At 69.7% G+C, this 25,415-nt stretch carries 24 protein-coding genes and 1 pseudogene; 10 read left to right on the forward strand and 15 right to left on the reverse strand.

The genetic code is table 11. The features are described from left to right. Positions 1-87: 87 nt before the first annotated feature. Positions 88-534, forward strand: coding sequence for a hypothetical protein (locus GPZ80_RS13315; RefSeq protein WP_187220636.1), 447 nt, complete (start codon positions 88-90; stop codon positions 532-534). Here GPZ80_RS13315 and GPZ80_RS13320 read toward each other — a convergent pair. The 6 genes and pseudogenes from GPZ80_RS13320 to GPZ80_RS13340 all read right to left on the reverse strand — a co-directional run bounded on the left by GPZ80_RS13320 (position 531) and on the right by GPZ80_RS13340 (position 7,202). Further along, positions 531-1,292, reverse strand: a complete 762-nt coding sequence (locus GPZ80_RS13320) for a peptidyl-tRNA hydrolase (protein ID WP_187220637.1) — start codon at positions 1,290-1,292, stop codon at positions 531-533. The two genes, GPZ80_RS13315 and GPZ80_RS13320, sit on opposite strands and share 4 nt — an antisense overlap. Continuing rightward, positions 1,289-2,512, reverse strand: coding sequence for a phosphoserine phosphatase SerB (gene serB / locus GPZ80_RS13325; protein WP_187220638.1), 1,224 nt, complete (start codon positions 2,510-2,512; stop codon positions 1,289-1,291). Before serB ends, GPZ80_RS13320 begins: the two co-directional genes overlap by 4 nt. A 180-nt stretch (positions 2,513-2,692) precedes the next feature. Further along, complete coding sequence (gene ctaD / locus GPZ80_RS13330; RefSeq protein WP_187220639.1) at positions 2,693-4,468, reverse strand: aa3-type cytochrome oxidase subunit I; 1,776 nt, start codon at positions 4,466-4,468, stop codon at positions 2,693-2,695. A gap of 72 nt (positions 4,469-4,540) precedes the next feature. Further along, positions 4,541-5,230, reverse strand: a complete 690-nt coding sequence (locus tag GPZ80_RS34020; RefSeq protein WP_376771674.1) for an RNA-guided endonuclease InsQ/TnpB family protein — start codon at positions 5,228-5,230, stop codon at positions 4,541-4,543. Continuing rightward, a pseudogene (locus GPZ80_RS13335) lies at positions 5,136-5,849 on the reverse strand (RNA-guided endonuclease InsQ/TnpB family protein); the annotation flags it as partial. The pseudogene GPZ80_RS13335 and the gene GPZ80_RS34020, both read right to left, overlap by 95 nt. Positions 5,850-5,954: 105 nt before the next feature. Next, entirely contained in the window at positions 5,955-7,202 is a 1,248-nt protein-coding gene (locus tag GPZ80_RS13340) for an aldehyde dehydrogenase family protein (RefSeq protein WP_312880298.1), read from the reverse strand. 65 nt (positions 7,203-7,267) lie between these two features. Here GPZ80_RS13340 and GPZ80_RS13345 point away from each other — a divergent pair, with 65 nt between their 5' ends. Continuing rightward, complete coding sequence (locus GPZ80_RS13345) at positions 7,268-8,023, forward strand: class I SAM-dependent methyltransferase (protein ID WP_312880299.1); 756 nt, start codon at positions 7,268-7,270, stop codon at positions 8,021-8,023. Here GPZ80_RS13345 and GPZ80_RS13350 read toward each other — a convergent pair whose 3' ends face one another. Together GPZ80_RS13350 and GPZ80_RS13355 are read right to left on the reverse strand one after the other, a co-directional pair. Then, entirely contained in the window at positions 8,024-8,668 is a 645-nt protein-coding gene (locus GPZ80_RS13350) for a M50 family metallopeptidase (protein ID WP_187220702.1), read from the reverse strand. Between the two features lie 91 nt (positions 8,669-8,759). Next, entirely contained in the window at positions 8,760-9,881 is a 1,122-nt protein-coding gene (locus tag GPZ80_RS13355; RefSeq protein ID WP_187220640.1) for an FAD-dependent monooxygenase, read from the reverse strand. 60 nt (positions 9,882-9,941) lie between these two features. Between GPZ80_RS13355 and GPZ80_RS13360 the strand changes: the two genes are divergently transcribed. The 5 genes from GPZ80_RS13360 (at position 9,942) to GPZ80_RS13380 (ending at position 14,839) form a co-directional block, all read left to right on the forward strand. Then, positions 9,942-10,520 (forward strand): TetR/AcrR family transcriptional regulator, encoded by a 579-nt coding sequence (locus tag GPZ80_RS13360; RefSeq protein ID WP_187220641.1) that lies wholly within the window; start codon positions 9,942-9,944, stop codon positions 10,518-10,520. A 39-nt stretch (positions 10,521-10,559) separates the two neighbouring features. After that, entirely contained in the window at positions 10,560-11,441 is an 882-nt protein-coding gene (locus GPZ80_RS13365) for a TIGR03619 family F420-dependent LLM class oxidoreductase (protein WP_187220642.1), read from the forward strand. Next, positions 11,438-11,881, forward strand: coding sequence for a nuclear transport factor 2 family protein (locus GPZ80_RS13370; protein ID WP_312880301.1), 444 nt, complete (start codon positions 11,438-11,440; stop codon positions 11,879-11,881). Before GPZ80_RS13365 ends, GPZ80_RS13370 begins: the two co-directional genes overlap by 4 nt. 165 nt (positions 11,882-12,046) lie before the next feature. Next, complete coding sequence (locus tag GPZ80_RS13375; protein ID WP_187220643.1) at positions 12,047-12,250, forward strand: cold-shock protein; 204 nt, start codon at positions 12,047-12,049, stop codon at positions 12,248-12,250. Positions 12,251-12,466: 216 nt separating this feature from the next. Then, positions 12,467-14,839, forward strand: a complete 2,373-nt coding sequence (locus GPZ80_RS13380) for a Tex family protein (protein WP_187220644.1) — start codon at positions 12,467-12,469, stop codon at positions 14,837-14,839. 475 nt (positions 14,840-15,314) lie between these two features. On the opposite strand, the gene GPZ80_RS13385 is transcribed toward GPZ80_RS13380, so the two are convergent. Both GPZ80_RS13385 and GPZ80_RS13390 read right to left on the reverse strand, forming a co-directional pair. Beyond that, entirely contained in the window at positions 15,315-15,773 is a 459-nt protein-coding gene (locus tag GPZ80_RS13385) for an anthrone oxygenase family protein (protein WP_187220645.1), read from the reverse strand. A gap of 157 nt (positions 15,774-15,930) precedes the next feature. Then, the gene (locus GPZ80_RS13390; RefSeq protein ID WP_187220646.1) at positions 15,931-17,295 is read right to left on the reverse strand and encodes a sigma-70 family RNA polymerase sigma factor; all 1,365 of its coding nucleotides are present in this window, start codon (positions 17,293-17,295) and stop codon (positions 15,931-15,933) included. A gap of 117 nt (positions 17,296-17,412) precedes the next feature. On the opposite strand from GPZ80_RS13390, the gene GPZ80_RS13395 reads away from it, so the two are divergent. Then, positions 17,413-18,093: a CAP domain-containing protein gene (locus GPZ80_RS13395; RefSeq protein WP_312880303.1), complete on the forward strand. Its 681-nt coding sequence runs from the start codon at positions 17,413-17,415 to the stop codon at positions 18,091-18,093. Here the strand turns inward: GPZ80_RS13395 and GPZ80_RS13400 are convergent. The 3 genes from GPZ80_RS13400 to GPZ80_RS13410 form a co-directional block, all read right to left on the reverse strand. Then, positions 18,084-19,280: an ankyrin repeat domain-containing protein gene (locus tag GPZ80_RS13400; RefSeq protein WP_187220648.1), complete on the reverse strand. Its 1,197-nt coding sequence runs from the start codon at positions 19,278-19,280 to the stop codon at positions 18,084-18,086. The two genes, GPZ80_RS13395 and GPZ80_RS13400, sit on opposite strands and share 10 nt — an antisense overlap. Then, positions 19,280-19,603, reverse strand: coding sequence for an STAS domain-containing protein (locus GPZ80_RS13405; RefSeq protein ID WP_187220649.1), 324 nt, complete (start codon positions 19,601-19,603; stop codon positions 19,280-19,282). The genes GPZ80_RS13400 and GPZ80_RS13405 overlap by 1 nt, the downstream gene beginning before the upstream one ends. A gap of 123 nt (positions 19,604-19,726) precedes the next feature. Then, the gene (locus GPZ80_RS13410; RefSeq protein ID WP_246477043.1) at positions 19,727-20,227 is read right to left on the reverse strand and encodes a helix-turn-helix domain-containing protein; all 501 of its coding nucleotides are present in this window, start codon (positions 20,225-20,227) and stop codon (positions 19,727-19,729) included. Positions 20,228-20,785: 558 nt separating this feature from the next. Here GPZ80_RS13410 and GPZ80_RS13415 point away from each other — a divergent pair. Then, the gene (locus GPZ80_RS13415; protein WP_187220650.1) at positions 20,786-21,877 is read left to right on the forward strand and encodes a S1 family peptidase; all 1,092 of its coding nucleotides are present in this window, start codon (positions 20,786-20,788) and stop codon (positions 21,875-21,877) included. A 139-nt stretch (positions 21,878-22,016) separates the two neighbouring features. Here GPZ80_RS13415 and GPZ80_RS13420 read toward each other — a convergent pair whose 3' ends face one another. Both GPZ80_RS13420 and GPZ80_RS13425 read right to left on the reverse strand, forming a co-directional pair. Further along, complete coding sequence (locus tag GPZ80_RS13420) at positions 22,017-23,402, reverse strand: DUF6923 family protein (RefSeq protein ID WP_187220651.1); 1,386 nt, start codon at positions 23,400-23,402, stop codon at positions 22,017-22,019. After that, on the reverse strand, positions 23,399-24,163 hold the full coding sequence (locus tag GPZ80_RS13425) for a bestrophin-like domain (protein ID WP_187220652.1): 765 nt from the start codon (positions 24,161-24,163) through the stop codon (positions 23,399-23,401). The genes GPZ80_RS13420 and GPZ80_RS13425 overlap by 4 nt, the downstream gene beginning before the upstream one ends. A gap of 145 nt (positions 24,164-24,308) precedes the next feature. Here GPZ80_RS13425 and GPZ80_RS13430 point away from each other — a divergent pair, with 145 nt between their 5' ends. After that, positions 24,309-25,358: a hypothetical protein gene (locus GPZ80_RS13430; RefSeq protein WP_187220653.1), complete on the forward strand. Its 1,050-nt coding sequence runs from the start codon at positions 24,309-24,311 to the stop codon at positions 25,356-25,358. Positions 25,359-25,415 lie beyond the last annotated feature (57 nt).

The raw sequence follows: 25,415 nt of genomic DNA on the forward strand, positions 1-25,415 counted from the left end.
CGAGCACCGATCACCTCCGGGGGCGAGATCACGAGTCGCCTGATTAGCACAGCAAGCAAGCAACCGATCGCGCAACGACGGCCGTCCTTGACACCGCCCGACCAGAACAAGACCATCGTGGATATCGAGGATGAGGTGCGCCCGATCAACCCCAACGGGGGAAAACACAACGGAAAGGGCGGAGTGGGACAGAACCCGCCAATCGCGCAGCATCACGTCTCGTGGACTGCGGTGATCCTCGGTTCAGCAGCACTGGCGGGCGCGTGGGTGCTCACGGTGCCGATCCTCGGCATGATGCTCATGGCCTCCGACAGCTGCCGCTCCCGAAACGACAAACCCATCTGCGACCCGAGGAACCAAACCCTGGTGCTCGTCTTGCCGACGGCAGCCATGGTGGCGGGAGTGCTGCTGATCGCCATAGCCGGCGGCATCGCCGTCCGACACGGCCGAAAGACAGTCCACTGGCAAATCGTGGCCTGGCTACTCCTGCTCACCGCGTGGATCGCCTCATGCACCATCCTCACAGCCGGCTAGCCACCCGCGCACTGAGCCAGGATCGTCACCGTCCCCGGTGCCACCTCAGTGAACCCGGCATCCCGAACAGCCAATACGCCCCGGTCTTTCCAAGCGTGATCCGGCGAATCCCCCGGATGCAACGCCTCCCACGCCGCTTTCGTCGGTGTCCGCACCGCACACCGAAACCCGTTGGCCCGCCAGCCGTCCAAAGCCGAAGGCTCCAGCAGCGCCGCCAGCAGCATGGTCGCGTGCCCAACCTGGGCCGCTGCCTTCCCCGCCGTCATCGGCACCGATGGGTTGCACCACAACACCGGCACCCCCGCCTCGACCGGACCTGGCTCATCCAGCGGCAGATCGCTGCCGGATATCTGCAGCTTCGAGACTTCCCGAGGCACCTCAGCGACCAGGCCGGGCACCAGGGCCCGAGCCTGCGCGCCATCGACATCCACAGTCACCCCGGGAAGCGCCTGCACCGCCGTCCACTGCACTCCCCTGGCCCGCCGGGACACCTTGCGGATTCGGCCGCGGACCCAGGCGTCGACGTCGTCGTGCCACGGTCCGTCCTGCGCGGCCCGCGGGTCCAGGCAGACCGCCACCGCCGCCGCGGCTGCCGCCTCCAGCAGCGGGGTGCGGGCCGGGGCGTCCCGTTCGATCCGCAGGATCACCGGCATCGCCCGCACGTGCTCCGGGTCTTCGTCGGCGGTGTCGCGGGTGGCCGAGGCGGGCAGCCCCAGCCACGAGGCATATCGGGCGGCGAGCGGGTCGAGGATGGTCACTGGCGTTCTAGGTCCAAACCGTCGGCGAGGTCTGCGGCCTCGACCTCTGCGCGGGTGACACCGAGGACGAAGAGCACGACGTCGAGGTAGGGGTGCGACAGGGCGGTGTCGGCGATCTCGCGCAGCGCCGGTTTGGCGTTGAAGGCGATGCCCAGTCCCGCCGTGGCGAGCATGTCGATGTCGTTGGCGCCGTCGCCGACCGCCACGCACTGGGCCAGCGGAACCCCGAAGGACTCCGAGAACCTGCGCAAGGCCACGGCCTTGCCTTGGCGGTCGACGACCTCGCCGATCACCCGGCCGGTGAGCAGGCCGTCGACGATCTCAAGTTCGTTGGCGGCGGCGAAGTCGAGGTCCAGGTCGTCCACCAGCCGGTCGATGACCGCGCTGAAGCCGCCCGAAACCACACCGCAACGGAAGCCGAGGCGCTTGAGGGTGCGGACGGTCGTGCGCGCGCCCGGCGTCAGCTCCAGGTCCTTGGCGACCTCGTCGAGGACCGACGCGGGCAGGCCCTTGAGGTGGCTGACCCGGTGGTGCAGCGACTCCGTGAAGTCGATCTCGCCGCGCATGGCCGCCTCGGTAACCGCCCGGACCTGCTCCTCGGCGCCCGCCTTGGCGGCGAGCATCTCGATGACCTCGCCCTGGATCAGCGTCGAGTCGACGTCGAACACGATGAGCCGCTTCGCCCGCCGGGAAAGCTGGTCGCGCTCGACGGCGACGTCGAGGCCCACCCGGACCGAGACGTCCGCGAGCGCCTCACGCAGCCGCGCGTCGGCCTCCGGGGTGTCCTGCGCGACCGAGACATGCAGTTCAAGGCCGGTGACGGGGTAGTCGGCCACGCGGCGGATGGCGTCGATGTTCACGCCGAGGGCGGCCAGCCTGCGGGCGACCTCGGTGAACGCGCGCGCGGTCACCGGCCTGCCCAGGACCACCAGCACGTGCGACGAACCCTGCCGCGCACCGGAGCTCGGGTCGGCGCCGACCTCGACCTCGACCCGCATCGACACCGTCGCCATGGCCTGCTCGACGGACTCCTGGAGCCCCTCGGGGTCGTGCGTGGTGTCGACCAGCACGCCGAGCACCAACTGGCCGCGGATGACCACCTGCTCGACGTCGATGATCTCCACACCGTGCCTGGTCAGGACGGCGAACAGGACCGAGGACACACCTGGCTTGTCCGGACCGGTCACTGTGATCAGAACGGGGGTATTGGGGCTAGCCACCACGATCCTCGTAACTCCGCGCGGACGCGGACGGTGAGACGTTTGGGCGGCGCCGTTGCCGCGGCGGAGACCCCATGTTACCGGGGCGTCACGTCCGCGATCGGCTCACCGGGGCGAACCTCACACAACGCGAACGGCCCGGCTCCCTGAGTGGGAACCGGGCCGTTCGCGATGCCGAAATCAGTTGGGCTTCAGCGGGTCTTCCTTGTCGATCTCCGGCGGGTTCATCGCCGCGGCAAGCTCCTGGGACGGCGCCGGGATGGCGTGCCCGTTCTTGTCGTGGCCGATGTTCCGCTCGGCTTCGATGCGCTCCAGCATGTGCGGGTAGTGCAGGTCGAAGGCGGGCCGCTCGGAGCGGATCCTGGGTAGCTCGGTGAAGTTGTGCCGCGGCGGCGGGGAGCTGGTGGCCCACTCCAGGGAGTTGCCGTAGCCCCACGGGTCGTCCGCGGTGGTGATCTCACCGAAGCGGTAGGACTTGAAGACGTTCCAGATGAACGGGAGCGTCGACGCGCCCAGGATGTAGGCGCCGATCGTGGAGATCGTGTTCAGCGTGGTGAAGCCGTCGCTGGCCAGGTAGTCGGCGTACCGACGCGGCATGCCCTCGTTGCCCAGCCAGTGCTGGACGAGGAACGTGCCGTGGAAGCCGAGGAACGTGGTCCAGAAGTGCAGCTTGCCCAGCGGCTCGTCCAGGAACCGGCCCGTGATCTTCGGGAACCAGAAGTAGATTCCGGCGAAGGTCGCGAACACGATCGTGCCGTAGAGCACGTAGTGGAAGTGGGCGACGACGAAGTACGTGTCGGACACGTGGAAGTCGATCGCCGGGGCCGCGAGAAGCACGCCGGTGAGACCACCGAAGAGGAACGTCACCAGGAAGCCGACGCTGAACAGCATCGGCGTCTCGAAGGTGAGCTGCCCCTTCCACATCGTGCCGATCCAGTTGAAGAACTTCACACCGGTCGGGACCGCGATGAGGAACGTCATGAACGAGAAGAACGGCAGCAGGACCGCGCCGGTCGCGTACATGTGGTGCGCCCACACCGTCATCGACAGCGCCGCGATACCCAGCGTCGCGTAGATGAGGGTGCGGTAGCCGAATAGCGGCTTGCGGCTGAAGACCGGGAAGATCTCGGACACGATACCGAAGAACGGCAAGGCGACGATGTAGACCTCTGGGTGTCCGAAGAACCAGAACAGGTGCTGCCAGAGGATCACGCCACCGTTGGCCGGGTCGAACACGTGGGCCCCGAGCTGGCGGTCGGCGAGCAGGCCGAACAGCGCGGCGGTGAGGATCGGGAACGCGAGCAGCACCAGGATGCTGGTGATCAGGATGTTCCACACGAAGATGGGCATCCGGAACATGGTCATACCGGGCGCGCGCAGGCAGACGATCGTGGTGATCATGTTGACCGCGCCGAGGATGGTGCCGAGACCACCGACCGCGAGTCCGACGATCCACAGGTCGGCGCCGACGCCGGGTGAGTGGATCTTGTCCGACAGCGGGGTGTAGGCGAACCAGCCGAAGTCGGCCGCGCCACCCGGGGTCAGGAAGCCCGCCATCACGATCAGGCCGCCGAAGAGGTACAGCCAGTACGAGAAGGCGTTGAGCCTCGGGAACGCCACGTCCGGCGAGCCGATCTGCAGCGGCAGCACGAAGTTCGCGAAGCCGAAGAGAATCGGCGTCGCGTACAGCAGCAGCATGATCGTGCCGTGCATGGTGAAGAGCTGGTTGTACTGCTCCTGCGACAGGAACTGCTGTCCCGGAACGGCGAGCTCACTGCGAATCAGCATCGCCATCGCCCCGCCCACCATGAAGAAGGCGAACGACGTGACTAGGTACATGATGCCGATTTGCTTGTGGTCCGTCGTGCGGAACAACCGCAGCAGGTACGAACCCTTGAGCGTCTCGCGGGCCGGATACGGCCGCGTCGCGATCGGCTGCGGGGCTACTGCAGTCACTCCTGCCTCCTGCGTGCCTCGAGGTGTGAACATGGGTGAGTTCGCCTTGGCGGCGGTTACTCGGGAGGAATCCTAGCCCGCTCCACGAGGCGTGGCGCGCCTGGGTTGGGCCCCTGTGACGTGGTACTCGCCACTTGACGTGCTCCCCGATTCGCATGCCGGGGATTCCAACGCGGCGGTGCCGCGTATGGGGCCTCCTGCTTCTACACCCAACGCCTCCTGGGAGGGAGGACTGACACGGGCTCCACTGGCGTTTAGCCTCTCCGCACGCCCTGCGGCGAGAATGTTACGCGCTGCGTTGTAGTCGCGATCGTGCGTGACCATGCATTCGGGGCAGGCCCATTCGCGAATGCGCAGCGGCATCGCGCTAATGACATGGCCGCAATCGGCACACGTTTTCGAGCTGGGCAGCCATCGGGATACCTTCGCGACAGTCCGGCCGTAGCGCTTGGCCTTCTCCTCGATCAGCCCGACGAACTGAGCCCATCCAGCGTCGTGGATAGCCTGGGCCAACTTGCGGTTGCGAACGAGTCCGGCGATGTTCAAGTCCTCCACGTAGACCGCTTGGTTGTCGCGGACCAGTTGAAGAGCTTGTTTGTGCTGATAGTCGCGTCGGGCTCGAGAGACCTTGCCATGTTGCACGGCTACCTTCCGCCGCGACTTCGACCGATTCGCACCGGTATTTGGCGCGGCGCGCTTTCTCACGTTCCAGGCGGGCGAGTTTCCGCTGCTTGCGAGCAAGATGCTTCGGGTTCGCGACATCTACCCTCTGGCCCTCGGTGTCGGCGACCGTCGCCAATCGAGTAATGCCCAGGTCAACACCGGCTTCTCGCGCAATCTCCGGCAGCGGGATGGGTGCGACATCCACGACGAACGAAGCGTAGTAGTGCCCATCCGGCTCCCGGATGATCGTTACCGAGGACGGTTGCGAGGGCAGCCCACGCGACCAGCGCACACGAATGTCCCCGACCTTCGCCAAATACAGCCTGCCGTCCGACCGGATGTGGAATCCGTTTCGGGTCAGCCGGAACGACTGCCGATTGTCCTTGCGGGACTTGAACCGCGGCTTGCCGACCCGCCCCTTGTGTGACCCCGCGGCCGAGGCGAAGAAGTTCGAGTAGGCACGATGTGCGTCCTGCACTGACTGCACCAACGCCACCGAAACAACTTCGGCCAACCAGGCCCGTGCTTCCGTGGTCCTGGCTTGAGTGATGACCCGACGCTGCACCTCGGCCGGCGTGACCTTCTCCCCGACCGAATACGCATGCTCTCGGGTCCGCAGGACATCGTTGAACACCACTCGGCAGCATCCGAACGTCCTGGCCATCATCGACCGCTGAACCGCGGAGGGTTCGATGCGGTATCTGTATCGGACCAGCACAGTGATCAGTAGAGCATGTGGCTACGACAATCTCGCAGGTCGCGTGCGAACGGCCGGGGGAAACGAAATTCCGCCAGCCGCGGCGAACGCGTCACAGGCGGTGACTCAGGCCGGGACGACGGCGAACTGGCGCAGCACGAGGTCGGTGAAGGTGACCGGGCCGCGCGGACCGGGGACCCGGTCGAGGTTGATGCCGGTCTCGGGCACCCCGCGCAGCTTGAAGCCGTCGAGCAGCCGGGTCGGCGCGTTCCAGAACACGCCGGTGCCGGTGTAGCCGGAGATGAACGCGTCGGCGGCCTTCTTGTCCGTGGTGACGATGCCCGCGGCCAGACCTGAGGTCTCCTCGTTCGCGACCCGGAGCGCGTCGGCGAGGCTGTCGACCGGGGCGATGGTGACGGTGGCCTCGCGGTCGGAGTCCAGCGCCCACTCGTAGCCGATGGCGTGGTCGTGCGGGGGCAGCGACGGCTCCACGCCCGCCTTGTCGAGCGCGGCCTGGATGCCGGGCAGCGCCGCGTCGTAGACGTCGCGGTGGACCAGGAGCAGGTTGAGACGGTTGCAGACGCCCAACCGGTCGAGGCTGCGGGTGATGAGGTCCTCGGCGAACGAGTGGTCGGCTTTGACGTCGTAGTAGAGGACACCGCCGCCGTCGGCGTGGGCCAGGGTCCGCACCCCGTGGGCCGCCGCCCGGCGGTCGAGTTCGCGGGTTGTCTCGCCGCTGCCGCGCACGATGACCAGCGGGATCAGGTGCGGCAGCTCGACCAGCGCGCCCGCGGCGGCGCGGTCGGGGGTGGGCACCAGCTGGATGACGTCGGGGTCGATGTTCGCGTCGGACAGCCCGGGCGCGATGACCTCGTTGAGCAGGGCCATGGCCGAGCGCAGAGCGGCGGAGCCGGTGCGCAGGACGCCCGCGTTGCGGGACTTCACCAGCTGGGACGCGACGTCGACGGTGACGTTCGGGCGGGCCTCGTAGTTGGCGCCGATGACGCCGACCGGCCTGCGCAGCTCGATCAGCCGCAGACCGCCGTCGAGGTCACGCACGGGGGTCTCGCGCGCGGGATGCGGCACCGAGGCGAGCAGTCGCAGCTGCTCGGCCATGTCCTCCAGGCGCTCCTCGGTGATGCGCAGCCGGTCGAGGAGACCACCGCTCATCCCGGCGGCCTCGGCGGAGGCGACGTCCTCGGCGTTGGCGGCGAGGATCTTCGCGCGGGCAGAGGACAGCCGGGCGGCCATCTCACCGATCGCCGCGTCGACCGCTTCGTCGGAGGCCCCCGCCAGGTCCGGCGCGGCGAGCTTCGCCTTCGACGCGCACCTGGCCACGATCTCGCCGATGGCTTCGGGGGTCTGCTCGCTCACGGTGATTCCCTTCGATTGGCTGAATTCAAAGTGTGCCTCATGGGCTGATCTGCTCGGATGGGGCGGTGACCACGCACGCCAAGCTGCTCGACCTACTGGCCGAGCCGCCCGCCGAGCCCGACTTCCGCGCCGGTTACCTGAACCTGCTCGGCGCCGAGGTGCAGGCCGGTCCGCCGACCGGGCTCGTGCAGCGGCTGATGCGCACCAACCTGGTGCCGATGATCTACGAGCGCTGGTGGCGGCCCGCGCTCGGTCGGGTGATCAAGGGGCCGAGCGGCCCGAGCATGGCCGAGGAGCACGACATCGCCGTCCGGCTCCTGCGCCTCAAGCCCGGTGGGGTGGCGCTGGACGTGGCCTGCGGGACCGGCGGATTCACCCGACGCTTCGGGGCCGAGGTCGGTCCGACCGGGCTGGCCGTGGGCCTGGACGCGTCCGCGCCGATGCTGGAGCGGGCGGTCGCCGCGACCCCGGCGGGCAGCCCGGTCGAGTACCTGCGGGCCGGCGCGGTCCGTCCGCCATTGCGCGAGAGCGTGGTCGACGCGGTGTGCTGCTTCGCGGCCCTGCACATGTTCGCCGAGCCGACGGTGGCCCTGACGTCGTTCGCGCGGGTGCTCAGGCCGGGTGGGCGGGTCGCGCTGCTGACCTCGGCACGCGAGTCGTGGGAGCCCGCGCGCACCGTGCAGACGGCGATGGGCTGGGCCTCCGGGCAGCGGATGTTCGCCCGCGACGAGGTGCGCGACCTGCTGACCGAGCGCGGGTTCACCGACATCGAGGTCCGCTTCGCGGGCGCCACCCAGTTCGTCGGGGCGACCGCGACCTGATCACGGGATCAGCAGCCAGCCCGCGGCGACAAACAGCGCGCCGAGGTTGATCAGGGCGAAGGAGCTGACCCAGAAGAACCCGGGGGCGCCGGTGAGCCGGGCCAACTGGTCGGCGTCGGAGTCCCTGGCCTGCCCGCGCCTGCGCTTGCTCTGCAGTTCCATGATCGGGCGGACGCCGCCGAGCAGCAGGAACCAGGTGATGAGGTAGGCGAAGGCGGCCTGGATCTCCTCGGTGGCGAACCAGGAGACACCGAACAGGATCGCGCCCGTGGTCACCACGGAAAGCACGCCGTAGACGTTGCGGATCATGACCAGCACCGCGAACAGCAGCACCGCGCACGTGACCAGCAGCGCGGACACGCGATCCGCGCCCAGGAGGGCGGCGAAGCCGAGTCCGAGCAGCGACGGCGCGACGTAGCCCGCGAGCGCGGTGCACACCATTCCGGGTCCGTGTGGCCGTCCGCGGGACACGGTCACGCCCGAGGTGTCGGAGTGCAGGCGGATACCGGCGAGCCGCCTGCCCGCGAGCACGGCCACCAGGGCGTGTCCGGCCTCGTGGACGATGGTGATCACGTTGCGCGCGGGGCGCCAGAGCACGTTGGTCAGCACGACGGCGATGGCGACACCCGCGGTCACGAGGATCATCGTGGCGGGCGGGCGCCACTGGTCGCCGAAGATCTGCTGCCAGAGATCAGGAGTGGACTGCACACCTCCGATCTTCCCGCAAGCGCGGGACTCAGCTCGCAGTGGCCGGTTCCGCGGGCAGCGGTGAATCAAGCATCCGGGTCAGAGAGCGGCGCATCACGGAGGCGGGCATCAGCCGAAGTGCGGTGTTGCGCAAGGCGGCCAGCGGCGGCGGTGAGATATGCGCCATCCTGACCGCGCCCAGGGAGCGGGCGGCGATTCGCTGCGCCCGGGGCCTGCGCACCGCGTCGTACTCGCGCAGCGCCGCCGGGACGTCGGGGCCCGCGGCGAGGATGGCCAGGCTCACGGCGTCCTCCAGCGCCTGGCAGCCGCCCTGGCCCAGGTAGGGGGCCATCGCGTGCGCGGCGTCGCCGACGAGGGCGACCTTGCCGCGGACGAAGGTGCGCAGGGGCGGCAGGGTGTAGATGTCGTGGCGCAGGACCGCGGTGGGCTCGGCGGCGGCGAGGATCCGCGGGATCGGGTCGGGCCAGGCGCCGAAGAGCCACCGGAGTTCGGTCAACTCGTCGGTCCGCACGCCTTCGGCCGCCTTTGCTCCCGCGTAGCAGTAGATCTGATCCTCGCCCATCGGGAAGGCGCCGAAGACGCGGCCGTCGCGCCAGGTCTCGCTGCCGACGAACGGCTCGATGCCCTCGGCGGACACGGCCAGCCGCCACGCCGTGGCGCCGATGTGACGCAAGGGCCTGGCATCCGGCCAGAACGCCTGGCGGACGCCGCTGCGGGCGCCGTCCGCGCCGATCAGGAGGTCGACGTCGGACAGCAGGAGATCGCGTTCGGACTGGTCGAAGGTCGTCGGGTCGATCCGGGCTCCGACGTGCAGGCAGTCCGCCGGGACGGCGTCGAGCAGGATCTTGAGCAGGTCGGCGCGGTGGATCACCAGCACGTCATCCGGGTCGCCGGATCCGCGCACGATCCAGTTTCCGCGCCCGTCACGGAACCCGCCGATGCCCGCCTGGGCGCCCGCGCCGCGAACGGCCGCGCCGAGACCGAGGACGTCCAGGGCGCGCAACGCGTTGCTCCACAGCGAAATCCCCGCGCCGACCGCGCTGAAGGCCTCCGCCTGCTCGTACACCCGCACCTGCCAGCCGCGCTGGGTGAGCCCGGCCGCCGTGGCCAGGCCCGCGATGCCGCCGCCGATGATCGCCGCTGTCCGCATGCCGAAACCCTTCTCCTCTACATCCGTAGAGCCACTCTACACTTGTAGAGTGGAGGAATCATGACGACTGCGCCACAGCGCCGCGCCGCCATCGCCGACGCCGCCATCGCCACGCTCGCCGCCGAGGGAATGCGGGGCCTCACCCATCGGGCGGTGGATCGACGGGCAGGGCTGCCGGAGGGCTCGTGCTCGTACTACTTCCGCACCCGCCAGGCGCTGCTGGAAGCGACGGTGCAGCGCCTTTCGACCCTCGATGACGAGATGGTCGCGCCGATCTCGACGAAGCCGCTGATGGCGGACCTGCCGGAACTGCTGACCGGCATGGTCGAGTTCGCCGTCACCACGGGGCGCGACTGGGCGATCGCCCGCTACGAACTGTCCCTGGAGGCCACCCGACGCCCCGAACTGCGGGCGGTGCTGGTCGCCGTGGGCAAGAGGTACCGCGATCTCGCGATCGCGGTACTGACCGAGGCGGGCGCCTCCGATCCGCAGCGCCAGGGGCGGGACCTGGTCGCGTACGCCGACGGGCTGATCTTCGACACGGTGGCGGGCGCGGGCGGGCGGGAGTTCGACCGGGCCGAGGTACGCAAGTCGATTGTCGAACTCCTGACTCAGACGATCCCTGGATTCCAAAGCTAGAACACGTTACATTTTTCGCACCGGACGAAGGGTGCGGGAATGAAGTTCACGATGAGCGTGGCGATGAGCCCGCTGGAGCAGCTCACCGAGCTCGCGCGCACGGCCGAGGAGTGCGGGTTCAATTCGATCGCCCTGCCGGACTCACTTTTCTACGCCGAGTCGGTGGCCGCGAAGTACCCCTACACCGACGACGGAAGCCGGTTCTGGGACGCCGCCACACCCTGGCCCGACCCGTTCGTCGCGGCCGCCGCGATGGGCGCGGTGACGAACAGGATCAGGTTCTATCCGCAGGTGCTGAAACTGGGACCGCGCAACCCGCTGCTGCTCGCCAGGCAGGTCGGCAGTGTCGCGGTGCTGACCGGTGACCGCTTCGGCCTCGGCGTGGGGCTGGGCTGGTCGCCGGAGGAGTCCGAATGGTGCGGGGCACCGTTCTCCGACCGCGGCGCGCGTGCCGACGAGGCGATAGAGATCCTGCGACTGGTCTTGGGCGGCGGGATGGTCGAGTACCCGGGCCGGTTCTACCAGTTCGGCAAGCTTCGGATGAGCCCCGCGCCCGCCGTCCCCGTGCCCATCTACGTGGGCGGACACTCCCCCGCGGGGCTGCGGCGCGCCGCCCGCCTCGGCGACGGCTGGACCTCCGCGATGATGCGGTTCGAGGAACTGCGCGAGACGGTCCAGACCCTGCGTCGGCTGCGCGAAGAGTATGGGCGCGCCGAAGAGCCGTTCGAGGTCCAGGCGGTCTGCGTCGACCGGTTCGGCCTCGACGGGTACCGCGCGCAGGCCGAGATCGGGGTGACCGACGCCGTGACGGTGCCGTGGATGTTCTACGGCGCGGGGTTCGACGCGCCGCTGCGAGCCAAACAGGACGGCATCCGGCGCTTCGCCGAAGACATCATCGACCGCTTCCAGGAGGACAAGTGACCGCTGTTATCTGGGAGGCGACAACCGTCGAGCATCCCGCGCGGACCGCCGCGCTCGCATCGATGACCGCTGTCAGCCGCAAGGACAAGGCGGGGTGGCTCGAACTGTTCGCCGCGGACGGTGTCGTCGAGGATCCTGTCGGAAAGTCGCCGTTCGACCCCGATGGGCTTGGTCACCACGGTCATGGCGGCATCTCCGCTTTCTGGGACAAGGCAATCGCGGCGGTGGAGCGTTTCGAGTTCCGGATCGCCGACTCGTTCGCCGCGGGCGACGAGGTGGCCAACGTCGGCACCATCACGGCGTTTCTGGCCGGTGGCATGCGGATCGATACCGACGGCGTGTTCGTGTACCGCGTCGCCGAGGACGGGTTGATCCGGTCGATGCGCGCGTTCTGGGAGCTGCAACGCGCGATGGCGACGATTCGACAAGACGGGCCTTGAGGCTTTCACCGGAAGGTGAACATGCTCGCCGGGCCGCTTCGCTTGTGGTTGACTGACCGTGGCTGATCGGATCGCCGCCGTGTTCAGCGGCGGTGACCGCCTCGGCCACAGGAATGACAGGTGTCCGCAATAGCGGTCACAGTGAAGAAACGCTAGGAGAAACGCATGGCCCAGGGCACCGTCAAGTGGTTCAACGCCGAAAAGGGCTTTGGCTTCATCGCCCCTGACGACGGAACCTCCGACGTGTTCGTGCACTACTCGGAGATCCAGTCCAACGGATTCCGCAGCCTGGAAGAGAACCAGAAGGTGCAGTACGACGTCGGGCAGGGCGCCAAGGGCCCCCAGGCCACCGGTGTGACCATCCTCTGACACACGTCTCCTCCCGCGGTTCACGCCGCGTCTTGAGACCTGGAACGGTTGGGCCCCGCTCGTGCCGGAGCGGGGCTCTTCCTATTCACGGGTCCACTTTCCCGTCCACAGAGGACTTTTCGGCGAAGTTGTCCACAGGCGCGTGCCCCTGCACCCCACGGTGCCCGGGTTTCCGACAGAATGGCCGTCGGAACCGAGACCAGGAAGCAGGAGTGCATGAGCGAGCAGGCTCTGGGGATCCATCAGCGCATCGCCGAGGAACTCGGTGTACGTGAGCGACAGGTCGCCGCGGCTGTCGAGTTGCTCGACGGCGGCGCCACGGTGCCGTTCATCGCGCGGTACCGCAAAGAGGTCACCGGCACGCTCGACGACGCGCAACTGCGCACCCTTGACGAGCGCCTGCGCTACCTGCGTGAGCTGGAAGAACGCCGCGCCGCCGTGCTCGACTCGATCCGCGAGCAGGGCAAGCTCGACGACGCGCTCACCGCGCGGATCATGGGCGCCGACTCCAAGGCCCGCCTCGAGGACATCTACCTGCCGTTCAAGCCGAAGCGGCGCACCAAGGCCGCCATCGCCCGCGAGGCGGGGCTCGAACCGCTGGCCGACACCCTGATCAACGACCCGACGCAGGTCCCGGAGACCGTCGCGGCCGGCTATGTCGACGCCGACAAGGGCGTGGCCGACGTCAAGGCCGCGCTCGACGGCGCGCGGTCGATCCTGGTCGAGCGCTTCGCCGAGGACCCGGACCTGATCGGCGAGCTCCGCGAGCGCATGTGGACCCGCGGCGCGCTGGTGTCGAAGGTCCGCGAAGGCAAGGAGACCGACGGCGCGAAGTTCGCCGACTACTTCGACTTCTCCGAGCCGTTCGGCAAGCTGCCGTCGCACCGCATCCTGGCGATGTTCCGCGGCGAGAAAGAGGAAGTCCTCGAACTGGTCATGGAGGCCTCCCCCGAGGTCGACCCGACCGTGCTCCCGGTGCCGCGCACCGAATACGAGGTCCGCATCGCGCAGCGGTTCGGCATCTCCGACCAGGGCCGACCGGGCGACAAATGGCTGTCGGACACCGTCCGCTGGGCCTGGCGCACCCGGATCCTGGTCCACCTCGGCATCGACCTGCGCGGCAGGCTCCGGCAGGCCGCCGAGGACGAGGCCGTGCGAGTGTTCGCCACCAACCTGCGCGACCTGCTGCTGGCCGCCCCCGCGGGCACCCGGGCCACCATGGGTCTCGACCCGGGCTTCCGCACCGGCGTCAAGGTCGCCGTGGTCGACGCGACAGGCAAGGTCGTGGCCACCGAGACGATCTACCCGCACGTTCCCCAGCAGCGCTGGGACGAGGCGCTCGCCGTGCTCGGCAAGCTTGCCGCGCGACACAAGGTGGAACTGGTCGCGATCGGCAACGGCACCGCCTCGCGGGAGACCGACAAGCTCGCCGCCGAGCTGATCGCCAAGTTCCCGGACCTCAAGCTGACCAAGGTCATGGTCTCCGAAGCCGGCGCGTCGGTGTACTCCGCGTCGGCATACGCCTCCTCCGAACTCCCCGACCTCGACGTGTCCATCCGCGGCGCGGTGTCCATCGCCCGGCGCCTGCAGGACCCGCTCGCCGAGTTGGTGAAGATCGACCCCAAGTCCATCGGCGTCGGCCAGTACCAGCACGACCTGTCCGAGGTGAAGCTGTCCCGGTCCCTCGACGCGGTCGTCGAGGACTGCGTGAACGGCGTCGGCGTCGACGTCAACACCGCGTCCGCCCCGCTGCTCACCAGGGTTTCCGGCATCGGCGCCGGGCTGGCGGAGAACATCGTCGCCCACCGCGACCTCCACGGCCCGTTCCGCTCCCGCAAGGGACTCAAGGAGGTTCCGCGCCTCGGCGCCAAGGCGTTCGAGCAGTGCGCGGGCTTCCTGCGCATCCCCGCGGGCGACGACCCGCTCGACGCCTCCAGCGTCCACCCGGAGTCCTACCCGGTGGTCCGCAAGATCCTCGCCGCCACCGGGGGCGACCTGTCGTCGCTGATCGGAAACACCAGCACCCTGCGTTCGCTGCGACCGGAGCAGTTCGTCACGGAGACGTTCGGCCTCCCCACGGTGACCGACATCCTGGCGGAACTGGAAAAGCCCGGCCGCGACCCACGTCCCGCCTTCAAGACCGCCACCTTCGCCGACGGAGTCGAGAAGCTGAGCGACCTCAAGCCCGGCATGACCCTCGAAGGTGTGGTCACGAACGTCGCCGCCTTCGGCGCTTTCGTCGACATCGGTGTCCACCAGGACGGTTTGGTCCACGTGTCGGCCCTGTCGAAGACCTTCGTCAAGGATCCCCGCGACGTCGTGAAGTCGGGTGACGTGGTGAAGGTGAAGGTCCTAGAGGTCGACATTCCGCGCAAGCGAATCTCCCTGACCCTCCGCCTCGACGACGAACTCCCCACCCCCGGCCAGCCGACCCAACAGGGCAACCGCCGAGACAACAACCGAGGCGGCAACCGCCAACAGCAGCAACCCCGCGCCAACAACAACTCCCGCCGCGACACCGCCCGCACCGACAACGCCGCCGCGGGCACCATGGCCGACGCCCTGCGCCGGGCAGGCTTCAAGAGCTGACACCCCAACAGCAACAACGCGACACCGCGCGGCGACTGTCGTGGGCGGATGCGGTCCGACCCCGGACCCACGCTCAGCGCATGCGGCGACCGGTGTCCTGGCCCGGATCCGACGCGGCTTGTCTCCCGCCGCCGGGTCGGTGTCGCGGGGCGTGGCCGAGCCGCGCATTGGGGCGTTGTGGCGGTGCCCCGCGCGGGCCGAGGGTGGCGCTCACGCCCTCACTGGTCGGCGCGGGCGCCGACCGCCGCACTGGGAACGGGCATGGGTCGCCCTGGAACTCGCACGTGCCAGCGGATGCGGCCTCGACGCGCCGCCGCGGGTGCCGCACTGGCTGCACACAGCGCAGTGCGTGCGGGTGGAGCCTGGTGACCTGCGACAGCAACACGGGATCTACCCGTCCCACTGCCATGCGCGCGCCCACTCGTCGCTCCGTGATGATGGTGCGGAGGGGATCGTCGCGTCGCCCCGGCTCGGCCTAGTTCTGCACGGCCAGACAGAGCAATACGAAGCCCGCGGTCGCGGCGACCATGCGGACCTGGTTCCACCGCACCCACGGGGCCTCGAACGCCTTGCGCGCCTGCCCGATGTCGGCCGGGTCGGCTGCGTCGAGCCGGTTGTTGAGTGGGATGTTGACGGCGAAGGTGATCAGCAGTGACAGCAGGAACAACGCCGCGCCCGCCACGGCGCGTGCGTCCAGCCCGCCACCGTCGACCAGGTCGATCACGATGACGGCGCCGGAGCTGAGCAGCGACCCCATGAACACCAGGCCGAACAGTCCATTCTGGATGGACCGGTTGATCCGCCGCATCACGTCCACGAACACCCGGTCCTCGACACCGCCGAGGCCGAGCATCACCGAGCAGGCGAAAGCGAAGAACAGACCCGCGATCAACCCGGACGTGACCGTCGCGAGCACAAGCACCACCTGGGACATCGGCAACCTTTCTGGACCGGGACATCCGATCGGACACCGCGGATGAAACGTACTGGGCGAAGCCGTCAAGATCGAGGCCCCGCGGGTGGGCGATGCGAGCACACCAAGCGATTCATATGAGCCACAGCCGAGAAGCTCAACCGCGTACGCGGTCGCCTCACCTCGCGTCGCGACCGAAGATCACCGCCCAGTAGTAGCCGCACGGCCCGCCCTCGGCTCGGCCGACGCCGATGGCGTCCACCTCACAGGACAGCCCGACCGCGTCGCCCGCGGCCAGGGACTTCACGACCTCCGAGGCCCTCTCGCTGTAGGCCGCGACGAATCCGCCGCGCATCCCGCGGTATCCCGTGGCGGCGACCCGGTCCTGCAACGTGGTGCCGTCCGGCCCGGTCATCCCGATGTACTCGCCGCGCATCATGTCGTCGCTGTGCGCACGGGCGGCCGTCATCAGCCGCGGAACCGCGCGCAGCGGGCCGCAACCCTCCGCTATCCGCCGGTTGTTGAGCGCCACGATCAGCCGGTCGGCCTCCGACTGCGGCGGCGCGGCCGACGCCGCTGGCGGCGGCGGCGCGGGTGCGGTCGTGGTGGGAACCGCGGCCACGGGCGCGAAGCTGATCGGCGTCGACGACGTGACCGTGGGCAGCGAGACGACCGGGTCGTCCTCGACACCGGGGATGCACCACCAGCCGACCGTCAGCGCGAAGGTCAGCACCAGCGTCACCGCGCTCTTGCGGAGCAGGTGCGGCGACGGGTCGACCAGCGACCACGCGGCGTTGTCCACCGCGACCGGTTCGCGCTCCGCGGCGGCGAGCAGGACCGCGATGATCGCGACCGGCGCGGTGACCCGGCCCGCGAGGTCACGACATTCCCCGCACCTGCGGATATGCCGGTCGACACGCACCCGCTGGGCGGCCGAGAGGGTGCGCGGATGTTCCGGCACCAACCCGGCCAGCCGCTCGCAGCGGCGAGGGTTGCGGACCAACAGCAGCAGCCGCACCGCGTGGCCGAGTGCCGTCCGCGCGCGGTGCGCGAGCACGGCGGCGTGCGCGGGCCGGACGTCGAGGGCTTGGGCGAGTTCGGTGTTCGACACCTCGTCGCGCACGGTCAGTTCGAGGATCGCCAGCTGCCGCGGCTCCAGGCTCGCCGCCGCGTCCCACACCAGTCCCGCGGCCTCCCGCGCGGCCGCCGCCTCGTGCGGCGTCTCACCGCCGTCGGCGAGTTCGGGCAGTTCGGCGAGCAGCAGCGGCCCGCCCTTGCGGACATGGTCGAGCGCGGCGCGGTGGGCGATGCTGAACAGCCACGGCCGGAACCGCGCGGGCTCACGCAGCCCGTCGAGGTTGCGCAGCGCGCTGACGAACGCGTCCTGCACCAAGTCCTCGGCCAGATGCGGGTCGCCCACGGTGCGGGTGACGAATCTCGTCACCGGCGCGCGGTACCGGTCGTGGAGCTGGGTGAAGGCATCGTCGTCGCCCGCGCGGGCGTCGAGGACCAGGGTCGCGTCCGAGGGTTCACCGGACTGCATATCGCCGCCTTCGCGGAAGATCTTTGAACTCTTCGGCCTCAGACCGTAATGCCTCAGGCAAACCCACCGTCCAATGGGCATAGCCATCCGCCGAGTTTTCATGAAGGATCCCCACCCGTGTCCCACCGCAAGAGCAGGCTCGTCCTTATCGCGTTGGGCGCCGTCCTCGCGTCCGCCGCCTTGACCTTCGCCCTGCCCGCAATGCAAGACCTGACGCAGGTCGCGGGCACAGCCACCAACGTGCCCGACCCAGCGGAGACGCTGGAGTCCTATCCGACGTCGGCGACCACCACCACGACCGCGACGCCGACCACCCCGACCACTGTGGTCACCACCACTGTCGAACCGACCACCACGACGACAACCACGGTCGCACCGACGACCACCGCCGCTCCCACGACCACCACCTCGCAGATCCCCAAGGCGGAGACCGACGTGTTGGCGCTGGTCAACCGCCAGCGGTCGGCCGCGGGCTGCTCGCCGGTGCGGTGGAACGACAAGCTCGGCGTCTCGGCGCGCAAGCACAGCGCCGACATGGCCGCGCGCAACTACTTCGACCACACCTCGCTCGACGGCCGCTCACCGTTCGACCGGATGAAGGCCGAGGGCTACGCCCGAGCGGGCGGCGAGAACATCGCGGCGGGCCAGGCGACCGCGGAGGCCGTGATGAAGTCGTGGATGAACAGCCCCGGACACAAGGCGAACATCCTCAACTGCGAGTTCAAGGACCTCGGCATCGGCATGGCCAAGGGCGGCAGCTACCGCATCTACTGGACGCAGAACTTCGGCTACGGCTGATCGGACCGCAGGTACTCGACCACCCGGTCGTGCCGGTTGTGCTCCGCCCAGCCCAACGGGGTTGAGCCGTGCGAAGTGTCCCTTATGGACCGATCGGCGCCCAGGTGGAGCAGCAGCCGGACCAAGTCCAGGTTTCCGGCGAACGCGGCTTGGTGCAGCGCGGTCTCGCACTCAGCGGCGTTGACGTCGAACCCGGCGCCGACCAGAATCCGTACCGCGTCGCGCTTTCCGAGCGCAGCGGCCCGCACGACGGCGTACGGGTCGCGCGCGATGGCTTGGGCGACAAGCGAAGGCGGCGCGGCGATGGGAATGCCTGCCATCGCGTCGGCGACGACCTGGTCGACCGGGTCAAGCGGGGTGGGCACCGCCCCGGCGGCCTCCAGCAGCGCGGCGATCTCACGGTTGCCCGACCGGACCGCGAGTTCGTGCGCGCTTCGCCCCTGGTGCAGCGGGTGGCCGCGCCATGGCGACTCCGGCGGCACGCCGTGCGCGAGCAGCAACTCGACCCGGGCGCGCTGGTCCTGCGCGGCGGCCCAGAGCAGCACGTCGTGCAGCATCTCGGCCGGACTCGCCTGCCTGGGCGCGCGGGTCCGCCATGGGCCGCCGTCGCCGGTGCCCAGCCCGAACTCGAAGAGCAGCCGCAGGTGTCCGTCGTCCGCACCGAACATGCGGTTGTAGAGCGTCTGGCCGTCGTCGGGGTCGGCTCCCCGTTCGAGCAGCAACCGAGCCAGCGAGAGTTCGGCGCGGTGGCGGGGTTGGTTGCTCGCGTCCTCGCCTTCACCGAAGGCGCCGGTCAGCGCGGTGAACGGCGGGCTGTTGCCCTCCCAGAGGTAGCCCGCGTTCGGGTCGGCACCCGCGTCGAGCAGGAGCCGCGCCACCGCCACCGGGTCGCCGCCGGGCAGCCGCGCGTACGCCAGGTACAGCAGGGGTTCCCAGTCGAACGGCCCACCGTGGCGGCTTGCGAGACCGGGGTCGGTGGCAAGTGCGGCGGCCGCGCCCTCGGCGTCCCCGAGGACGGCCATGGTGAAGATGTTCGCCTTGGCGATACCCGGATCCGCAGACAGCAGGGCCTGGGCGTGAGCGAGCCGATCTGGCGTGCCACCGCCGTAGACCAGGCAGGCATGGGCCAGGAACTCGTCGACCGGCCCGGCGAAATCGGTGAGCTTGTGCGGAGAACGCTCGTACATCAGGACTCCGTCACGCGCAGCCTGGTGTTCATCCCCTCGACGTCGAGCACCCGCGCCACCGCGGGCGAGGGGTCGACCAGGCGCAGCCAGCCGCCGCCCGCCTCAAGCCTGCACTGGGCGGTGAGCAGTGCGTTGAGGCCCGCGCAGCCGAAGAACTCGGCGTCGGACAGGTCGACGATCAGCCCGGGAGCGGCGCTGCGCTGCTCGGCGACCGCGCCGAGCAGGAAACGCTCCAGCACACCCGCGGCGACCAGGTCGACCTCGCCGCCGATGGCGACCATCATGACCCCGGCCGCGGGCGGCGCCTCCAACCGAAGGTCCACGCGTTTCTCCCACCGTCGCCAGGCATTTCCCGAATGGGCAGGCTACCGGGTGGAACGGTGCCCCGCCGCGCCGAAACACTCGGCCGATCGGGCACGAAAACCGCGCCTGGCTTAGGCAGTGTCCTAGCTGTTCGACCCCACCCGTGAGGGCTCGACCTGTTCGGCGTCCTGGCGGAGCATCCTGATCAGCTCCACTGTCGGCAGCCCGCACAACGCGGCCAGCGACTCCAACGCGGCCAGGTCCAGTTCGCGGGCCTGCGCGGCATGCCGGGCCACCTCGGCGTGGGCCCAGCCGCGGGCGGGCCCGAGTTCGGGGCGGTGGTCCGCCGCGAGCCGTTCGAGATCGATGCGGAGGGTGGCCGGGAACTCCGAGTGCACCACTTGGTCGTGGACGCGTTCGAGCAGGTCGTGCGGTGACGCGTCGAGCGCGCCGCAGAGTTCGATGAACCGGACGACCGTGCACGAGCGCGTGCCGGTCTCATAGGAGGCGAGCGCCTGGGCGGAAAGCTCGCTCGGCAGTTGCTTGACCAACTGCGCGCGCGTCCATTTGCGCCGCAGCCGTAGTCGCTGCAGCTCACGCCCGAGGGCGCGTTGGTATGCGGCCCCGTCCATCACACGCCCCATCCGGCGTCCCCGACACCATCATTGACCAGTACTTACGCCGTTGTGGTGCAACGCTACGCACTTTTGCGCGCGCGGTACCCGTACCGCGCGTACTGCTATCCGATCGAGTGAGAGGGGCTCACTTCGAGCCACCGACAGTAGATCTTGAAAACCCGTCCGATTACCGGCCGGTAGCCCTGGACCGCCGCGTTTCGCGGGCACATACTCGCGGGGCACGGGAACTCGTGGTCCGCATCGAGGACCCGCTTGACGCAAGGCGGGGCGGACACGTCGAGAGTGCGCGCCCCGGAGGCCGTCGTGCCGGACGCCTCCGGGGCGCTTCGACGTCCAGGGACTACCAGTGCGATGTGGACACTGAGCCAGACGAGGTTTGTCACCCCTTAAGGGGTCACCCAGCTGCGCGATATCGCCACTTCTTGTTACCAAATCACCGATGACCCGCGTCACGCAGAGCGCACGGATAGTCGATACCGGTCACCGATGGGCGGGCGTAGCGTCGCTCGTCAGGTGTACACCGTCGCAGTTCCGGCCCGACCCCCCTGCCTATGGAGGCCGTTCGTGAGTCGACGTACCTTGAGTTCCGCCCTGCCCTTGATCTGCGCCGCCGTGACCGCGGCGGCGCTCGCCACCCCCGCCTCAGCCGCCCCCGCGTCCGCTCTGGACGCTTCGGCGAGTCCGTCCACACTGGCCGCGACCGAGCAGTCGCTGCGCGACCGGTTGGGCGGCGCCTACGCCCACTCCTGGCTGGACACCGCGACGGGCAAGTTCGTCGTCGGCGTCACCGACGCCGCCCGCGCCAGCGAGGTCCGCGCGTCCGGCGCCCAAGCCAAGGTGGTCGCCCACAGCGCGGCCGCGCTCGACGCCGTGCAGTCCACACTGGACCAGCGGGCCCGGTCCGCGCCCGATTCGGTCACCGGCTGGTACGTCGACGCGCCAGCCAACCAGGTCGTCGTGTCCGTGCTGGGCAACGACGCCGCGGGCCTGGCCTGGGCCCGCTCGGCCAACCACGGCGCCGTCCGGATCGACCACGCCACCGAAGCCCCGCGTCCACTGTGGAGCATCATCGGCGGCCAGGCGATCTACCTCGGCGGCGGCCGCTGTTCGGTCGGATTCAACGCCCGCAGTTCCTCCGGCGCCCGCTACGTGATCACGGCGGGGCACTGCACGAAGGGCGCCAGCTCGGTGTCCGGCACCGGCGGCTCGATCGGCTCAGTCGCCGCTTCGTCGTTCCCCACCAACGACTACGGGCTCATCCGGGTCACCAGCGGCACGGCGCTGTCCACCGCACTGGTCGACCGCTACTCCAGCGGAAGTGACGTGACCGTGGCGGGCTCCACGGTGACCACCATCGGCGGCACGGTGTGCCGCTCCGGCTCCACGACGGGCTGGCGCTGCGGAAGCGTGCAGGCCTACAACCAGACGGTCAACTACGGCGGCGGCAACGTCGTCTACGGGCTGACCCGCACCAGCGCGTGCGCCGAACCCGGCGACTCCGGCGGCTCGTTCGTGAGCGCCCCGTCGTCCGGGCGGGTTCAGGCTCAGGGCATGACTTCTGGTGGGTCTGGTAACTGCAGCAGCGGTGGGACGACGTTCTTCCAGCCGGTCCGGGAGGCGTTGTCGGCTTACGGGCTCACGCTTTACACGGGCTGATGATTCTCCCAGCCGCGTCCGGTCTTGACCGGACGCGGCTGGGGCCATCAATTGATGACGCCGAACGATTCGTTTGGAATGCCCGGGCCCTACAAACGGGCCGAACCACCCGACAGGCACCCGCCACCGAAACACCCAGTCAGCGGTGACGGACTCTGCTTGCCGCGGCTCCCGCTCCCAGAACCAACACCAACACAGCCACTCCCCAGCGGCGCTTCTTCTCGGTCTCGGCGCCTCGGATGTCCATCGCAACCGGGGGTGGCTCCTCACTTGCCCGCAATCTCGGTCGTTTCGTCGCCGGTGGTGCCGGTGGTGGTTGGACCGCCACCTGTGGCGGCGGTGGCGGGATCGGGGTGGCAGGCGGGGCCGTGGGCGACGGGGCGGGCGGGATCGGTGGCGGTGCCACAGGGGGAACGGGGGGACCGGTGTTGGTCGCCGTCGGCCCGGCCGCGCCCGGGGCGGGTGGGAACAGGGTGATCTCCACCGACCCGGAGATCTCCGGCATCGGCGGTAGCGAGTTGCTCTCCGGCACCGCGACCCCAGGTTCGTGTGGGCGGGTGTTGCTCTGCGGGGGTGCGGCTCCGGGGGCGGGTGGCCGGGTGTTGGTCTGGGTGAGCCCCACGCCGGGGGCCGGCGGGCGGGTGTTGGTCGCCGTCGGGCCGCCGACTGGTGGGGTGGGCGCGCTCGCCACGCAGCCGGTCGCGTCGGCGGCGTCGACCGCGGGCCAGATGGCGATCGGTCGCACCGCCGCGTGTGGGTCGTGCAGGTCGACGCGGTAGAAGTGGCTGCGGCCCGCGATGCGGTTGGCCGCGGCGTAGAGGGCGCCGTCCGGGCCGATGAGGGCCGCGCCGTAGGGGCGACCCGGGGGGAGCTTCGGGTCGATCGCGTAGGTGACTTTGCCGGTCACGGGGTCGATCTTGACCGCTTTGCCGTAGTACGCGACGTGGGCCGAGACGCCGTAGAGCATTCCGCCGCGCGTGTCGAAGTCGTCGACCGTGCGGGCCAGTTCGTACGGGCGCAGTTCCGTGGTCCGCGCGATGCCGAGGTAGCGGGGGCTGTTCGGATCGAGCTCGATAGCGAACAGGTAGTGGCCGTCGCGGACGAGCAGATCGCCCTCGTGGATGGTGCCCGCCGTGGCGCCGGTGAGCCGGTCCTTGGGCAGGCCCGGGCCGCGCACCGCGCCCAGGTCGCGCACCGTTCCCTTCGCGTCGATCGTGACCACGTGGGCGCCGTCGGGGAACGGCCCGGTCAGGTTCCGACTCGCCAGGCCGTAGGACAGCGGGCTGCCGGGGGCGTGGCCCAGCGCGTCGACGCGGTAGCCGAGGACGCCGACGCGGTCGAGGGCGCCGTCGGCGAGGCGGACCCTGGTCAGCACGGACAGGCCGAGATCACCGATGCTGTGCACGCGCAGGAAGACGCAACCCGCCGGGGCGGGCGCCGCGGTGCCCGGTCCGGTGACGGCCATGACACCGGCCGCACCGACCGTGCAGGCCGCGACGATGCCGGCGAGCAGGCGTCTGCTCATTGCAAGCGCGCCAGAACCGACTCGAACGCGTCCGGTCCGACCTGTGCGCCGCCCGCGTACGGGTTCTGCAGTTGGTGGGTCGCGAACAGCAGCAGCGACAGCGTGCCCGCGAGGACCGCCACGATCAGGATGTGCGTCTTCGGGCGCGGCCCGCCGAACAGCAGCGGCAGGGCGACCGACATGACGCTGCCCGCGAGCAGCGCGAACCACACCACGTCGCTGACGCCTTCACTGCCCGCGGCGTTGAGGCGCTCCTGCCTGGCCTCGTAGACCGTCCACAGCTTGTCCGCCGCCTCGGTCTTCTGGTCGTTCTGCCACTCGTCGGCGGCGGTGGCCTGGCTGATCGCGGAGCGCATCCGCTCGAGGTCGCGCCAGCCCTGATCACCCGTGTCGCCGTTGCCCTCGCGCATCAGCGGCCACTCCTTGTCGAGGACCGTGCTCGCGTAGGACACCGACAGGTCGCGCACCTCCGACCGGGTGGGCTCCGGCAGCGCCTCGGCCGCCCAACTGGCCGCGACCAGGCTGTCGGCCTCGCGGTACGCGCCTTCCTCGGCGTGGCTGACCGCGTCGAACAGGGAGATCAGGACGAACGCGAGAAGCACCGCGTGCAGCCCGCCGACGATGGTGAACACCTGGCCCGCCGCCTCGTTGTTCTCGACCACGCCGTGCGTCTCGCCGACGCGGCGGACCACATAGGCAACCAGACCGGCGACGACCGCCGCGCCCAACACCCAGAAGAGGCCGGCGACGTAGATGTGCATGCCCATCCTTCCCAGAGAAAAATGCTTAAACACCAAGGAAATCGTGTCCGGCCGGGAAGCGCATGGGATGTCTGGATGATCTTTGTACTCGATCGGATGACGCCCGCTACGCCGGCTGTGCACTCCGCGCTCCTACACTCCACCCGTGGAATACCAGCTCACCGCCAGCCTGTCCCCCGCGCCCGGGACCGCCGACCTCGACCCGCTGCAGCGCCACGGCGTCGCCGCCCTGCTCGACGAGCAGCTCGACCTGCTGGCCGGGATCGAGGGTCCCGACGGCATCGAGGTCGAGCCGCTCGACCACCGGATCGCGGTTCACCCGACCGGCGCGGTGATCACGTGGCTGGTCGACTCGCCCGCCCTGGCCTTCGCCGAGGAAGCGGCCCGGCACGTGCTCACCGAGATGATCGCGCAGACCGAGCTGCTCGAAGGGTGGACGGTCGGCCGCTGCGAGGTCATCGCCTCCGACGACGACCTCGAGGCCGCGCTCGGCGCGAAGATCACCGAGCCGGAGGAACTGGAGGACGACGAGGCCGAGCTGACCGAGGAGGAGATCACCGCCCTGCGCGATGAGCTGCTCGTCTCGGCGGCGACGCTGCGCGCGTTCGGCCCGGAGGCGTTCGGCCACAACCCGGACGACCCGGAGTGCGTGATCTCCGAGGAGGCGGCCCGGCTGGTGGCGGGCGCGCTGGTGCAGGGCATGGAGATCCTCACCGACGAGCTGTTCGCCGACATCCAGGAGCTCGAGGACGCCGAGGGCGCCGCGGGCGAGGTCGAGGCGCTCAGCGTGATCAACCAGCTCCCGCTGCGCTACGCCGACCACTACGGCGCGCTGTTCGCCAAGCAGTTCCTGGTGACGACGTCGATCCTGGGCTATCGCCTCTCCCAGCCCGACTGGGTCGCGCCGCTGTGCACGGCCGAGGCGCTGGCGCTGCACGTGCTCAAGGGCGAGGCCGCGGTCCAGCTCGACCTGGCGGGCCTGCTCGACGAGCTGCCGATCAAGGAGATCCTCACCGCGTTCGACGAGCACGCCTTCGCCGACCTCGACCACGAGCGGCTCTTCGACCTCGCGACCGAGGGCGAGGACGACATCGACCTGCTCGGCACCCCCGGCCTCGACTTCGACGAGTGGTTCCTGCCGCGCAACGCGGGACCGCTGCACCCGTACCTGGCGATCGAGCACTTCCCGGAGTAGCGGTCCCAGAGTCCGGGACGCCGTTGACCGCGCGTCCCGGCCCTGGTCAACTCGCAG

The organism is Actinokineospora xionganensis (assembly GCF_014323725.1).
Taxonomy (GTDB): Bacteria; Actinomycetota; Actinomycetes; order Mycobacteriales; family Pseudonocardiaceae; genus Actinokineospora; species Actinokineospora xionganensis.